Origin of the sequence: Luteitalea sp. (assembly GCF_022842525.1) — a bacterium.
GTDB lineage: Bacteria > Acidobacteriota > Vicinamibacteria > Vicinamibacterales > Vicinamibacteraceae > Luteitalea.
Genome location: NZ_JALHPM010000047.1, coordinates 1 through 12995 on the forward strand (window position 1 = coordinate 1; position 12995 = coordinate 12995).

Sequence of the window (12995 nt, forward strand, 5' to 3'; positions counted from 1 at the left end):
CGCTCGGCGCGTCCGGCCCCGGCCAGCGCGTGCCCGAGCGCCGCCCAGCCTTCGCCCAGCGTCGGATCGAGTTCGGTCGCTCGCGTCGCCGCGGCCACCGCCGACGCCAGCGCCTCGACATCGGGGACGTCGTCGACGCGCGAGGCCTCGAAACGGAAGACGTGGGCGTTGGCCAGCCCGGCGTAGCCGGCGGCATAGTGCGGGGCGCCGGCCACCGCCCGACTGAACGCCTCGGCCGCGGCCGGCAGGGCCGCGACGCTCAACGACTCGAGTGCCGCACGTCCGCGCTCCCACGCCAGGAAGGGCTCGAGTCCAGCCACCGCATCCGAGACCGGCACGACGCCTTCCCGGCCAGTCTCGGGTGGCACCGCGGCATCGGCAACGGGCGACACGAAACGGTAGCCGCGGCGCGCCAGCGTCTGGATGTAGGTGGGGGCGCCTGGAGAATCGCCGAGGGCGATCCGGATGTCGGCGATGGCCCGGGTCAGCGTGTTGTCGGCGACGATCACGTCGGGCCAGCAGCGCTCGAGCAACAGCTCCCGTGTCACGAGCGCGCCGCGGGCATCGGCGAGACAGGCGAGCACCTGGACCAACCTCGGCGACAGCGGCACCGTGGCGCCGTCGCGGCTCAGGACGCAGGTCCGGCGGTCGATGCGGAAGGGACCGAAGTCGAGCACCCGACGGATTCTAGAGCAGAGCCGTACGCAACGGGGGGACAGCACGTCTGGCACGCGATTCGCCAATGTCGCTTGGCATGGCGTGCGAGATTCGCGTCGGCTGCTCGGGCTGGGACTACCCGCACTGGCGCGCACGATTCCACGCCGCGCATGTGCCGCGGCGGGCGTGGCTCGAAGCGTACGCCAGCGCATTCGATTGCGTCGAGCTGAACAACTCGTTCTATCGCCTTCCAGCGCCGGAGACGTTCGCCGCCTGGAGCGAACGGGTGCCGCCGCCATTCCTGTTCGCGGTCAAGGCCAGCCGCTATCTGACACACATGAAGAAGCTGAAGGACCCTGCCGAGCCGCTGCATCGCCTGCTCGAGCATGCGCAGCACCTGGGCACACGTCTCGGTCCCCTCCTGTATCAACTTCCGCCCCGGTGGATGCCGGACGTGCAGAGGCTGTCGACGTTCCTCGCGGCGCTGCCGCGCATGACGCCGGCCGAGGACGGGCCACGAGTCGGCCCGCTCCGGCATGTCATCGAGTTCCGGCATGAGACAGGGGTCACCGACGACGTCCTGGACCTCCTGCGCGCGCACGACGTCGGTATCTGCTTGCACGACATGCCCGGAGGCCCGCAGGGCAGCGCCGCCCGCGCCATCACGAGCCGCACGGTCTATGTGCGATTCCACGGCGGAACAGGACGGTATTCCGGCCGCTATCCGGACCGCGTGCTTGACGACTGGGCGGCATTCCTGCACTCGCATCTCGCGAGCGGTGGCGATGTCTTCGCCTTCTTCAACAACGACATCGATGCGCAGGCGCCCGAGGACGCACGCCGGCTTCGCAGCCGCCTGCTGCCTGGCGATGGCCTGCCACCGTCCGCTCACGGCGTCGGCAGCTTCGGTGGTCGCGTGCCGCGCAGGACTGCACCGGACACCGGGATGTAGTCGAGTTCCTCGCCCGCTCTCACGGCGCGCAGCAGGACACCGCCCCGGCTCATGTCGCCCCGGCCGACGAACGTTGCGGGAAAGACGAGGCGGCTGCCGAGCACGTCGACGAGCGGCTGCGTGTACTTGGGCGACGCGATGCTGCCGAGCAGCACCACGTCACCCGGCCACTCGCGTGCGAGTGCTGTGACATCACGCAGCAGCGGCTCGAGGTACCGCGGCTCAGTCGCATCGATGGGCACGCTCGCCAGTGCGTCGAGCTCCTGCTCGCCCACCGGTGTTGACGGCGCAAGCAGCCCCAGGCAGGGCGTGATGACGAAGCTGCGCCGGGGCGCGAAGGCGTTGGCGTACGCCAGCTTGCCGCGGAAGTACAAGGCGCTGATGAACGTGTAGACCTCGCCGATGGGGACCCGCTCGCCGGCTCGGAGGCGCGTCGCGAGAGGCACGTGGGAAGAGGTCCGGAGGAGGCGCCCGCGCGGCCCGGCGGCGTTGGCTGGCGACAGCAGGAACATGCGAGGCGTCATCACTCGGCCTTCCCGATCAGCCGCTGCTCCACCCATACGGCCACGAGCGTGCACACCGCATCGTCACCGTAGATCTGCGAGTGACTCACGACGGTGTCGGTCGGATGGCTCGACGCGAGCGTCTGCACGTGCTGCCACTGGCCCGGCGGCGTCTCGCTCGAGGTCACGACGGTGGTCGTCGCCAGCAGTCCCGAGTTCGTGCCAAAGGCGACACGCAACAGCGCCAGCAGGGTCAGCCCGGCCAGTACCCCGGCGATCTCTGGCCACTGGCGACTCAGGCGGTACTGTGCGCCGACGAACGCAAGTGCGTCGCGGACGCCGGGCCGGACCATGCGCATGCCTGGGCGGGTGGACGATGATGCCGTCCGGGCCACCACCTCGAGCGCCAGCGCCAACATCCGGGACAGTTCGCCGAACGGTTGGCTGCCCCGGAGCGTCTGCGCAATCCAGCCGTTGACGAACGAGGCCAGCTTCAACAGGCCGTCGGCCTCATCGCCGGTGCGACTGACGATAAACGTTCTCGCGACGAGCGTCGCCAGGGTCTCGAGATCGGGCACGCTGCGCAGGAGGGCATCCGCCGACGGGTCCCGCGTCGTCGCCTGGCGCACGATGGCCCGCCCCAGCAGTGCCACGGCGACGAGGACGACCGCCACCGGGACCAGTTTCCACAGGCCCGTGAGCAGCACCACGCCGACGGCGCAAGGCACCAGGACGGACAGGAGCACCAGGAGCCGCATCAACACACCGATCACGGCGGCATCCTGGCGCACCTGCGCGATGATGAACGGCGTTGCCAGTGTCACGACCGCCAGACCCTCGTGGGCGCCGAAACGCTGCGCGGCCTTCAGGGCCACGTTGCCACCATGGCTGTGGCCGATCACGCACACGCGACGATGCGGGTTCCGGTCGAAGATACGGGCGAGGTGCTGCTCGAGGTCGGCGATGGCGGCGCAGCGCGCGGCGACCGTATTGGCGCCCGACCATTCGATCCGCTGGAAGATCGCCGCCGTCCCAAGGCCGTCGACCCGTCTGGCGATGGCCCTGGCCAGTCGTCCATCGGACGCGGTCCACGGGGCCCCCGACGCGAACGTGCCGTGCACGAAGCAGACAATCGGCGCCGTCGAGGCGAGCTGGTCATCGGTCAGCCTCGTCGACGACGGCGGCAGGCGCGGCGTGGCGACCAGCACTCGCGCCGTCGTCCACAGCATGTTGGCCCCCGTCACCACGAGCCGCAGCACGGCGATGATGACCGCGAGCGGCACCATGACGCAGGCGAGGGGAATGAACAGCAGGACCTTGAGGGCGTTCATGTGCGTGTCAGTGGCCGGCTATCATAGCGTCCGCTGGCGTGGGCCGGCTCCTGCGCATGTCCAAGCCCGATCGCGTCGCGACGTCCATCCTCGACTACAACCGCGGGCGCGACCCCGAGATGCTGCGGCGCAAGTTCGCCCTCCTGCGGGTGGATGCCTACGCGTTCTACCGGGGCACCTGTCACCTGTTCCACGAGACACTGCCGCGCCACGCCGTGCTCGCCGCGGCGCCGGCGCTGCTGGTCTGCGGCGATCTGCATCTCGAGAACTTCGGGGTGTACAAGGGCGACAATCGCCTCGCGTACTTCGACCTGAGTGACTTCGACGAGGCGACGCTGGCCCCGTTCACCCTCGACGTGCTGCGGTTCGTCACCAGCATCCACGTCGCTGCGCACCTGCGCCTGACGACGCGAGAGGCCGAGGCCCTGGGCGAGCGGTTCATCGACGGCTATCGCGCGTGGATCCTCGACGGGAAGGCCCGCTGGCTCGAACGGTCGACGGCGGACGGCATGGTGCGGGATCTGCTCGGCAAGGTGACCGGCCGCACGCGGCTCCAGTTGCTGAAGGCACGCACGGTGAGGACGGCCGGTGTCCGGCGGCTGCGGCTGACCGACAGGGCGCTGCCCATCGATGCCGCACGACGCGCCGAGCTCACGACGCTCGTCGAACGCTTCGGCATCGAGCAGGGCCAGCCACACTTCTATCGCGTCCTGGACGCCGCCTGGCGCGTCGCGGGCAAGGGCAGTCTCGGACTCGAGCGGTACGTCGTCCTCGTGGAAGGCAAGGGGTCGCCGCGCGGCAACTATCTGCTCGACCTCAAGCGCGCCGCCCCATCGGCCCTGCCGGTCGCACGAGGACGAGGCGCCGTCCGCTGGCCCTGCTGCACGCCGTGAGCCTGGGCGGACGGTCGTTCGTGCTGAAGGAACTCCAGCCGATGATCGACCGCCTGGACCTCGGCACGTGGGACGGCCGCATCGACCGCCTGGAGTCGGTGGTGGACAGCATGAGCGCGGTCACGGCGTGGGCCCACCTCCGGACCTGCTATCGACACGGTGCGTGTACACCCGAGGAACTCCAGCGCTATGTGGCGCGTGCCCACTGGCAGCGCGCGCTGCCGGCGCTCGCCGTGCGATGCAGCGAGCGTGCACTCGACCAGTGGTCGGCCTTCAGCCGGGCATACGACTCGGGAGCGATCACGAGGATGCTGCCGCCACCTGAACCGTCGAGGCGTATGATGCGAGCATGATGCGTCGACAGGTACCTGCCGTACTGGTCGTCACGTTCACCCTCGCGACCGGCGGGCTGCTCGCCGCCGCCGCGAGCGACACTCCCTCCTCCAGCACCCGCGTCTCCGCAGAGGCCCCGGCCATCCGCCTGTTCAATGGCACGGATCTCGGCGGCTGGAGCCACGTCCTCGTGGACGCGACCGTGCCCGCCACCGACGTCTGGAGCGTGCGCGACGGCGTGCTCGTGTGCAAGGGCCAGTCGCTGGGCTACCTCTACACGAACGCCGCGTTCACGAACTTCCGACTGGTCGTCGAGTGGCGCTGGCCGTCCGGCGCGGCAGCGAGGCTCGGCGCGGTGCCCAACAGCGGCGTCCTGCTCCGGGTGACGCCGGAACCGCAGGGCATTCCGCCCTCCTACGAAGTGCAGCTGAAGGTCGGGGTCGCGGGCGAGGTGCTCGGCTTCTGGGGCCGCGCGCTCGACGGCGACCCGGCACGTCGGCGCGAGGGCAAGGCCCGACCGCTGGTCGGCGACATGATCGCCTTCAGCGCGCTGGCGGCTGCCGAGAAGCCCGAAGGCGAGTGGAACCGCTACGAGATCACCGTCGACGGCCCCTCGATCACCGTTGTCATGAACGGACGCGCGGTCAACGAGGTGACGGGCGCGCAGGTGATGCCCGGCCGCATCGCCCTGCAGTCCGAGGGCGGCGAGATCCACTTCCGCACGGTCGAGGTCACACCGCTCGACAGATAGCCGGCGCGCTAGACTTGGGCATTCTGCCGCCCACTGCCGCCGAGATGCCCGACTGGCTCGAGCCGATGGCCGCCACGCTCACACAGGAGCGGTTCGGCGCGGGTGAGGAGTGGCTCTTCGAACGCAAGTTCGATGGCATCCGTCTGCTGGCCTACAAGCGCGGCGACGACGTGCGGCTCTACTCCCGCAACCGCCTGCCCCAGCACCTGCCCGGCGTGGCCGGGGCGATCGCGCGGTTGCCCGTCCACGACGCGATCCTCGACGGCGAAGTCGCTTGGGACGGGCTCAGCGGTTACCACGTCTTCGATATCCTGTGGCTGGACGGCGAGCCGTTGACGACGCGGCCCCTCGAGGAACGACGCGCCCGGCTGCAGGCCCTCCCGCTCGAGGCACCGCTGCAGCGGGTGGACCTGCTCGACGATGCCGACCCGTGGGACCGCGCGAGGCGCGAAGGCTGGGAGGGCGTCATCGCCAAGCGTCGCGGCTCCCCCTACGAGCACCGCCGCTCGAAGCACTGGCTCAAGATGAAGTGCGAGCGCTCGCAGGAGTTCGTCGTCGGTGGCTTCACCGAGCCGCAGGGTGCCCGTGTCGGCCTCGGTGCGCTGCTGATCGGGTACCACGACGGCACGGACCTCGTGTTCGCCGGCAAGATCGGCACGGGCTTCGACACGGCCCTGCTGCTCGACCTGCGACGTCGCCTCGACGCGATCGAAGTCGAGGCCAGCCCGTTCACGCGGGCGGTGGGCCTGCCGCGGCTGCGGACACACTGGGTGACGCCACGCATCGTCGTACAGGTGTCGTTCCTCGAGTGGACCGACAACGACAAGCTGCGTCACCCTCGGCTGATCGGGGTCCGTGCCGACAAGGCCCCGCGCGACGTCGTCAGGGAGGAGCCGTGATCACGCATCCCGACAAGGTCCTGTTTCCCGACGACGGCATCACGAAGGGCGAGGTGGCGGCCTACTACGAGGTGATGGCGCCCGTCATCCTGCCGCACCTGCGCGGGCGGCCGTTGACGATGGAACGCTATCCGGGCGGCATCGCCGCCAAGGGCTTCTGGCAGAAGGATGTGTCGAAGGGATTCCCTGCGTGGTTGCCGCGCGTCGAGGTGCCGAAGAAGGACGGCGTCGTGCACCATGCCGTCGTCAACGACGAGGCCGCGCTGCAGTGGGTGGCCAACCAGAACACGATCACGCAGCACGTGTGGACCTCCCGACTGCCTGACCTGGATCGCCCGGACCTGTGTGTCTTCGACCTCGATCCGTCCGGCGACGATGATCCGGCGGCAGTGCGGCGGGCGGCGCTGGCGTTGCGTGACCTGCTCGACACGCTCGGCTTGCCGTCGTGGATCAAGACCACCGGCTCGAAGGGCTTCCACATCGTCGTGCCGCTGGACGGCAACGCCACCACGGGAGAGGCGGCATGGTTCGCCGATGCCGTTGGCACCCTGGCGGTCCGCCTCAGCCCAGACACGCTGACGCAGGAGTTCAGCAAGGCCGACCGCGCCGGGCGCATCTACGTGGACACGGGTCGCAACGGCTACAGCGCGACGTTCGCGGCGGCGTACACGGTACGCGCGAAGCCCGGTGCGCCGGTGTCGGCCCCGTGCACGTGGGACGAGGTGGCGTCGGGGACGGTGAGCCCGGGCTCGTTCACGCTGCGCACGATGCCGGCACGCGTGGATGCCCTCGGCGACGTCTGGGCAGACCTGCATCGTCGCGGCCGATCGGTGAAGGCGGCCACCGCGAAGGTGAAGGCGCGGCTGACGTCCTGAGCCGGGCGCGGGCGGCGTCGGCACCGCCCTTGCAAATGGCCCGGACATGTTCAGACTCCTCGGCGCATACGCACTGGCCAAGCTGCTTGGCTTCGGACTCATCGGCGGCATCGTGATCTACCTGTTGCTGGGCGTGATCACGTAGCGGTCACCGCCAGGCATACTGGCGGGCGTCGCGCCCGCCGCACCGGATTGCGGTCGCTCGACGACTCGTGCCTGGTGCGAGCGACGACGCCTGTTCAGAACGCATACAGCAGAGTCGCGCCGCGGGTGCCATGCCCGCCAGGCCACGGCCTGCGACTGCTCACGTCCGGCCACCTCGTCCGCTTGACGGTGTCGCGGGTCCGAGCTATCGTCAATCGACGATTGGCGATGACAGATGCCCCGACGCGCCCCCACTGACACCCTCTGTTGCCCACCGGCGACGACGACGGCAGACACAGGTCTCGCCCCGGCAGACTCGCCCGAGGCCGACGAGGAACTGGCCGGTCTGGCCAAGGCCCTCGCCCACCCGGTCCGCGTCCGCATCGTCCGGATGCTGGCGCGCAAGGACGCGCGCATGTGCAGTCACATCGTCGATGAACTGCCGCTGGCGCAATCGACCGTGTCCGAGCATCTGCGGGTGTTGAAGGCGGCCGGCCTGGTCGTCACCAACGAGCGCGGGCCGCGCATCGGCTACTGCATCGCACCCGCCGCGCTGCGACGCCTGAAGTCCCTGTTGCAGGCGCTGTAGCGCCGGGAACCACGAGCATGAGTGTCTTCGAACGCTATCTGAGCCTCTGGGTCGGCATCTGCATGATCGCGGGTGTGCTGCTCGGCAAGGCGGCCCCCGGCGTGATGGACACGTTGCGCAGCCTGGAGTTCGGCAGCGGCAGTCAGATCAACATCCCGATCGCGGTGCTGATCTGGCTGATGATCACGCCGATGATGATGAAGGTCGACTTCGCGGCGATCCGCGGCGTTGGCCGGCGGCCGCGCGGCCTGTTCGTGACGCTGGTCGTGAACTGGCTCGTGAAGCCGTTCTCGATGGCGCTGATCGCCTGGCTGTTCTTCCGCGTCCTCTTCAGTGGCTGGATCAGCAGCGCCGATGCCGACCAGTACATCGCCGGCTGCATCATCCTCGCCGCGGCGCCGTGTACCGCCATGGTGTTCGTGTGGAGCCACCTCTCCGATGGCGACCCGGCCTACACGCTCGTCCAGGTCTCGGTCAACGACCTGCTGATGCTGGTGCTGTTCGCTCCCATCGTGCGCTACCTGGTGAGCGGTGCCTCCTCGCTCGTGGTGCCGTTCCAGGTCCTGCTGTACTCGGTGCTGGTCTTCATCGTGATCCCGCTGGTGGCCGGCGTGCTGCTGCGCCAGTGGTTCGTCCGCACGCGGGGCCGTGCGTGGTTCGACCAGGTGCTGCTGCCGCGTTTCTCGTCGGTGAGCATGGTCGCCCTGCTGGCGACGCTGATCTCCATCTTCGCCTTCCAGGCCGACAACATCACCGGCAAGCCGCTGCACGTCGCGCTCATCGCCGTGCCGATCCTCCTGCAGGTCTACTTCAACGCCTCATTGACCTACGGGCTCATGCGGCTGTTTCGCGTCGAATACGCCATCGCGGCGCCGGGGGCGCTGATCGGCGCCAGCAACTTCTTCGAGCTGGCCGTGGCCACGGCCATCGCGCTGTTCGGGCCCGAGTCGGGTGCGGCGCTCGCGACGGTGGTCGGCGTGCTGATCGAAGTGCCCGTGATGCTGTCGGTCTGTGCGGTGTGCACCCGCACCCGCCACTGGTTCCCCGAGCCCCAGGGAGTGCTGTCGTGAACGTCCTGTTCCTCTGCACCGGCAACTCGTGCCGGTCGATTCTCGGCGAGGCCACCTTCAACCACCTCGCCCCCGACGGCTGGCGCGCGATGAGCGCGGGCAGTCGCCCGACCGGCACCGTGCATCCGCGGTCGCTGGCGCTGCTGCAGCGCGAGGGCATCAGCACCGAGGGGCTGCACAGCAAGTCGTGGGACGGACTGCCGGTCACCCCAGACGTCGTGATCACGGTGTGTGCGAGCGCGGCCGGTGAGACCTGCCCGGCGTATCTCGGTCCGGTCCTGCGCACGCACTGGGGCGTCGAGGACCCGGCGCACGTCACCGGCACGGACGAGGTCGTCGATGCGGCGTTCGTGACCGCCTACAGGATCCTGCGTGCGCGCATCGAGGCCCTGTTCGCGCTGCCGCTCGACACTCTCGCGGACGATCGGGGACGCCTGCAGCAGGCGATGGATCGCATCGGCACCGAGATCTCGTAGCCGGTGCGCGCTACCCCAGCGCCACGTCGAGCGTCATCATCACGGCAAAGCCGACCATCGCGCCAAGCGTCGCCAGATCGCTGTTGCCGCCGCGCTGCGACTCGGGAATGACTTCCTCGACCACGACGAAGATCATGGCCCCGGCGGCGAAGGCCAGGGCGTACGGGAGGATGGGCCGCATGGTCATCACCGCCAGCGCGCCGACCACGGCCGCGACCGGCTCGACCGTGGCCGAGAGTTGCCCGTACCACCAGGCCTTCAGGCGCGACAGGCCCTCGCGCCGCAGCGGGACGGACACCGCCGTGCCCTCGGGACAGTTCTGGATGCCGATGCCGATGGCCAGCGCGACCGCCGCGGGGAAGCTGGCCGAGTCGAAGCCGGCCGCGACCGCCCCGAAGGCCACGCCGATGGCCAGCCCTTCCGGGATGTTGTGCAGGGTGATGGCCAGCACCAGCAGCGTGGTCTTGCGCCAGCGCGTCGTGACGCCCTCGGCCTCCTCGACCTGACCGAAGAGGTGGACGTGGGGCAACAGGTAATCGACCAGCCGCATGGAGAACGCGCCGGCCAGGAACCCGATGAGCGGCGGGACCCACTTGACCATGCCCATCTCCTCCGAGAGGGCGATGGCGGGGTTGAGCAGCGACCAGAAGCTTGCCGCGATCATGACGCCGGCGGTGAAGCCCAGCGAGGCGTCGAGCGCCTTGGGGCTGACGTCCTTGAAGAAGAAGACGGCGCCTGCCCCGATCGCGGTCAGTCCCCATGTGAACGTCGTGGCGGCCAGCGCCTGCCACACCGCGGGCCATGTCGAAAGGGTCTCGAGCATGTCGTGATACTACGGGATCGGCCGTCTCTGCTAGTGTGTCTGCCAGATGAAGGTCCTGTTCCTCCACGCGCACTTCGACGACTACGAATTCACCGCCGCCGGCACCTTCGAACGCTGGCGCCGCAGGCTCGGCGACGCCTTCGAGGCCCGCGTGGTCGTCTGCACCGATGGCAAGGCCGGCCATCACGCCCGCACCCGCGAGGAGACCGGCCGCCTGCGCCTCGAGGAACAGGCCGCCTCGGCGCGCATCGGCCACTACAGCGTCGACGTGCTGCGCCTGCCGAACGGTGAGCCGCCGCGCGAGGCGTGCCTGCAGGTGACACCCGACCTGCTGGCCGCCCTCTGGAAGACGATTCGCGACGTCGAGCCGGACTATCTCTTCTGCCCGCCGCTCGCCGCCGATCCGCTCGCCGGCATTCACAACGATCACGAGACCATCGCCGAGGCCGTGCGCCGTGTGGCCTACATGATCAACGTCCCGCACGCCTTCACGCCCGAGTACCCGGCCGACGAGACACAGTCCGCGCCCTGCAAGGTGCCGGTGATCCTCACGGTGTACGACGGCTACATGTTCGGGGCCAACGCCCACGACATCGCCATCGACGTCGAGGAGGCCTTCGAGGCGATCGCCGAGATGACGTGGTGCCACCAGTCGCAGATCGCCGAATGGCTGCCGTGGGTCGGTCGCCATGACATGGCCCCGCCGGCCTCCCTGGAGGCCTGGCAGACGATGCTGCGCCAGCGGTTCCTCCGCCGGAACCGCGAACTCGGCATCGACTCGGACCGCGTGGTCGAGGTGTTCCGGGTCACCGCGTGGGGCGCCGTCCCGTCGCTCGACGACCTGACCCGCGACCTGCCGCCCCTCCTCACCAGCGCCTCGAACCTGACGACGCTGCAGCGACGGCTCGAGCAGTGGCGCCAGGGCTAACCCCTTCCTCCTTCCTCCTTCCTCCTTCGCCTGTCCGCATGCCCGCATTGCGGCATGACGGCATTGCGGCATTCCCACCCTCGCCCTTGTCGTGAGCGCAACGCCTGCCATATGGTGAGGGCCATGGCCCACCCCCTCGCTGGCACGCGCGTCCCCACCGACATGCTGATGGACGTTCCGGCCCTGCTGGCCGCCTACGCCGACGTCCCGGACCCGGCGATCGCCACCCAGCGGGTGGCCTTCGGCACCAGCGGCCACCGCGGCAGTTCGCTCAGCCGCAGCTTCAACGAGGCGCACATCCTCGCGATCACGCAGGCCGTGTGCGAGTACCGCGCCAGCCAGGGCATCACCGGACCACTGTTCATCGGCAAGGACACGCATGCGCTGTCGGACCCGGCTCAACGCAGCGCCATCGAGGTGCTCGCCGCCAACGGCGTCGCGACGGTGCTGCAGGCCGACGAGGGCTACACACCGACGCCCGTCATCTCCCGCGCCATTCTCGTCCACAACGCCGCCACGCCAGACGCGCTGGCCGACGGCCTGATCATCACGCCGTCGCACAACCCGCCGCAGGATGGCGGCTTCAAGTACAACCCGCCGCATGGCGGCCCCGCCGATACCGATGTCACCCGCGGCATCGAGCAGCGGGCCAATGCCCTGCTCGCCGACGGTCTCGCCGGCGTCCGACGCCTGCCGTACGCGCAGGCGATTGCCGCCGCGTGCATCTCCACCCGCGACTTCGCCACCGACTACATCGACGACCTCGGGGCCGTGATCGACATGGAGGCCATCCGGGCCTCGGGCCTGCGCATCGGCATCGACCCGATGGGCGGCGCCGCCGTCGCCTACTGGGACCGCATCGCCAGCCGCTACGGGCTCGACATCACCGTGGTCAACCCGGCCATCGATCCGGCGTTCGGCTTCATGACCCTCGACCACGACGGCAAGATCCGCATGGACTGCTCGAGCCCGTACGCGATGGCGAGCCTGGTCGACCTGAAGGACCGCTTCGACATCGCCTGGGGCAACGACGCCGACGCCGACCGCCACGGCATCGTCACACCCTCGGTCGGGTTGATGAACCCGAATCACTACCTCGCCGTCGCCATTCGCTACCTGCTGGGCCATCGCCCGCACTGGACCAGCGCCGCCGTGGGCAAGACGCTCGTCTCGAGCAGCATGATCGACCGGGTGGTCGCCGGCCTCGGGCGCACGCTGCTCGAGGTGCCGGTCGGCTTCAAGTGGTTCTCGCCGGGCCTCGCCGATGGCAGCCTGTGCTTCGGCGGCGAGGAGAGCGCGGGCGCCAGTTTCCTGCGCCGCGATGGGTCGGTGTGGACGACGGACAAGGACGGCGTCATCCTCGGTCTGCTCGCGGCCGAAATCACCGCCGTGACCGGGCGGGATCCGGGCACGCACTACCAGGAACTGACCGCGCAGTACGGTACGCCGCACTACGTGCGCCTCGATGCCCCGGCCACGGCCGCGCAGAAGAAGGCGTTCGCGCACCTCACCGCCGACAAGGTGACGGCCGCGACGCTCGCTGGCGATCCCATCACGGCGCGACTGACCACGGCACCCGGCAACGGCGCCGGCATCGGTGGCCTCAAGGTGACCACCGCCCAGGGCTGGTTCGCCGCCCGGCCGTCGGGGACCGAGGACATCTACAAGATCTACGCCGAGAGCTTCACCAGCCCGGCGCACCTGGCCGAGATCGTCGCTGAAGCCCAGGTGATCGTCACCGCGGCCCTGGCCTGACGGCCAATGTCCGCCA

The 12995-nt window shown here is 69.6% G+C and carries 15 protein-coding genes; 11 read left to right on the plus strand and 4 right to left on the minus strand.

Annotation, left to right across the window (positions count from 1 at the left end):
- A partial coding sequence (locus Q0C41_RS11635; RefSeq protein ID WP_291983929.1) for a winged helix-turn-helix domain-containing protein occupies positions 1 to 677 on the minus strand: 677 nt, incomplete at its 3' end.
- 65 nt (positions 678 to 742) lie between these two features.
- On the opposite strand from Q0C41_RS11635, the gene Q0C41_RS11640 reads away from it, so the two are divergent.
- Entirely contained in the window at positions 743 to 1609 is an 867-nt protein-coding gene (locus Q0C41_RS11640) for a DUF72 domain-containing protein (RefSeq protein ID WP_291983931.1), read from the plus strand.
- On the opposite strand, the gene Q0C41_RS11645 is transcribed toward Q0C41_RS11640, so the two are convergent.
- Complete coding sequence (locus Q0C41_RS11645; RefSeq protein ID WP_291983933.1) at positions 1546 to 2133, minus strand: hypothetical protein; 588 nt, start codon at positions 2131 to 2133, stop codon at positions 1546 to 1548. The genes Q0C41_RS11640 and Q0C41_RS11645 overlap by 64 nt on opposite strands.
- A complete protein-coding gene (locus tag Q0C41_RS11650; RefSeq protein ID WP_291983935.1) occupies positions 2133 to 3443 on the minus strand; it encodes a hypothetical protein in 1311 nt (436 codons plus the stop codon). The genes Q0C41_RS11645 and Q0C41_RS11650 overlap by 1 nt, the downstream gene beginning before the upstream one ends.
- A gap of 56 nt (positions 3444 to 3499) precedes the next feature.
- Between Q0C41_RS11650 and Q0C41_RS11655 the strand changes: the two genes are divergently transcribed.
- The 8 genes from Q0C41_RS11655 to Q0C41_RS11690 all read left to right on the plus strand — a co-directional run bounded on the left by Q0C41_RS11655 (position 3500) and on the right by Q0C41_RS11690 (position 9473).
- Complete coding sequence (locus tag Q0C41_RS11655) at positions 3500 to 4336, plus strand: DUF2252 family protein (RefSeq protein WP_291983937.1); 837 nt, start codon at positions 3500 to 3502, stop codon at positions 4334 to 4336.
- Positions 4333 to 4689 carry a DUF2252 family protein gene (locus tag Q0C41_RS11660; protein ID WP_291983939.1) on the plus strand — a complete coding sequence of 119 codons (357 nt, stop codon included), beginning with the start codon at positions 4333 to 4335 and terminating at the stop codon, positions 4687 to 4689. The genes Q0C41_RS11655 and Q0C41_RS11660 overlap by 4 nt, the downstream gene beginning before the upstream one ends.
- Complete coding sequence (locus tag Q0C41_RS11665; protein ID WP_291983941.1) at positions 4686 to 5420, plus strand: DUF1080 domain-containing protein; 735 nt, start codon at positions 4686 to 4688, stop codon at positions 5418 to 5420. Before Q0C41_RS11660 ends, Q0C41_RS11665 begins: the two co-directional genes overlap by 4 nt.
- A 44-nt stretch (positions 5421 to 5464) precedes the next feature.
- Positions 5465 to 6319 (plus strand): hypothetical protein, encoded by an 855-nt coding sequence (locus tag Q0C41_RS11670; protein ID WP_291983943.1) that lies wholly within the window; start codon positions 5465 to 5467, stop codon positions 6317 to 6319.
- A complete protein-coding gene (gene ligD, locus Q0C41_RS11675) occupies positions 6316 to 7194 on the plus strand; it encodes a non-homologous end-joining DNA ligase (protein WP_291983945.1) in 879 nt (292 codons plus the stop codon). Before Q0C41_RS11670 ends, ligD begins: the two co-directional genes overlap by 4 nt.
- A 379-nt stretch (positions 7195 to 7573) precedes the next feature.
- Positions 7574 to 7927, plus strand: a complete 354-nt coding sequence (locus Q0C41_RS11680; RefSeq protein ID WP_291983947.1) for a metalloregulator ArsR/SmtB family transcription factor — start codon at positions 7574 to 7576, stop codon at positions 7925 to 7927.
- A gap of 17 nt (positions 7928 to 7944) precedes the next feature.
- Positions 7945 to 8997 carry an ACR3 family arsenite efflux transporter gene (gene arsB / locus Q0C41_RS11685; RefSeq protein ID WP_291983948.1) on the plus strand — a complete coding sequence of 351 codons (1053 nt, stop codon included), beginning with the start codon at positions 7945 to 7947 and terminating at the stop codon, positions 8995 to 8997.
- Positions 8994 to 9473, plus strand: a complete 480-nt coding sequence (locus Q0C41_RS11690; protein WP_291983950.1) for an arsenate reductase ArsC — start codon at positions 8994 to 8996, stop codon at positions 9471 to 9473. The genes arsB and Q0C41_RS11690 overlap by 4 nt, the downstream gene beginning before the upstream one ends.
- A gap of 10 nt (positions 9474 to 9483) precedes the next feature.
- Here the strand turns inward: Q0C41_RS11690 and Q0C41_RS11695 are convergent, their stop codons facing one another.
- Positions 9484 to 10296, minus strand: coding sequence for a ZIP family metal transporter (locus Q0C41_RS11695; RefSeq protein WP_291983951.1), 813 nt, complete (start codon positions 10294 to 10296; stop codon positions 9484 to 9486).
- A gap of 46 nt (positions 10297 to 10342) precedes the next feature.
- On the opposite strand from Q0C41_RS11695, the gene Q0C41_RS11700 reads away from it, so the two are divergent.
- Together Q0C41_RS11700 and pgm are read left to right on the plus strand one after the other, a co-directional pair.
- Positions 10343 to 11224, plus strand: coding sequence for a PIG-L family deacetylase (locus Q0C41_RS11700; RefSeq protein WP_291983954.1), 882 nt, complete (start codon positions 10343 to 10345; stop codon positions 11222 to 11224).
- A 123-nt stretch (positions 11225 to 11347) separates the two neighbouring features.
- Positions 11348 to 12979 carry a phosphoglucomutase (alpha-D-glucose-1,6-bisphosphate-dependent) gene (gene pgm / locus Q0C41_RS11705; RefSeq protein WP_291983956.1) on the plus strand — a complete coding sequence of 544 codons (1632 nt, stop codon included), beginning with the start codon at positions 11348 to 11350 and terminating at the stop codon, positions 12977 to 12979.
- Positions 12980 to 12995 lie beyond the last annotated feature (16 nt).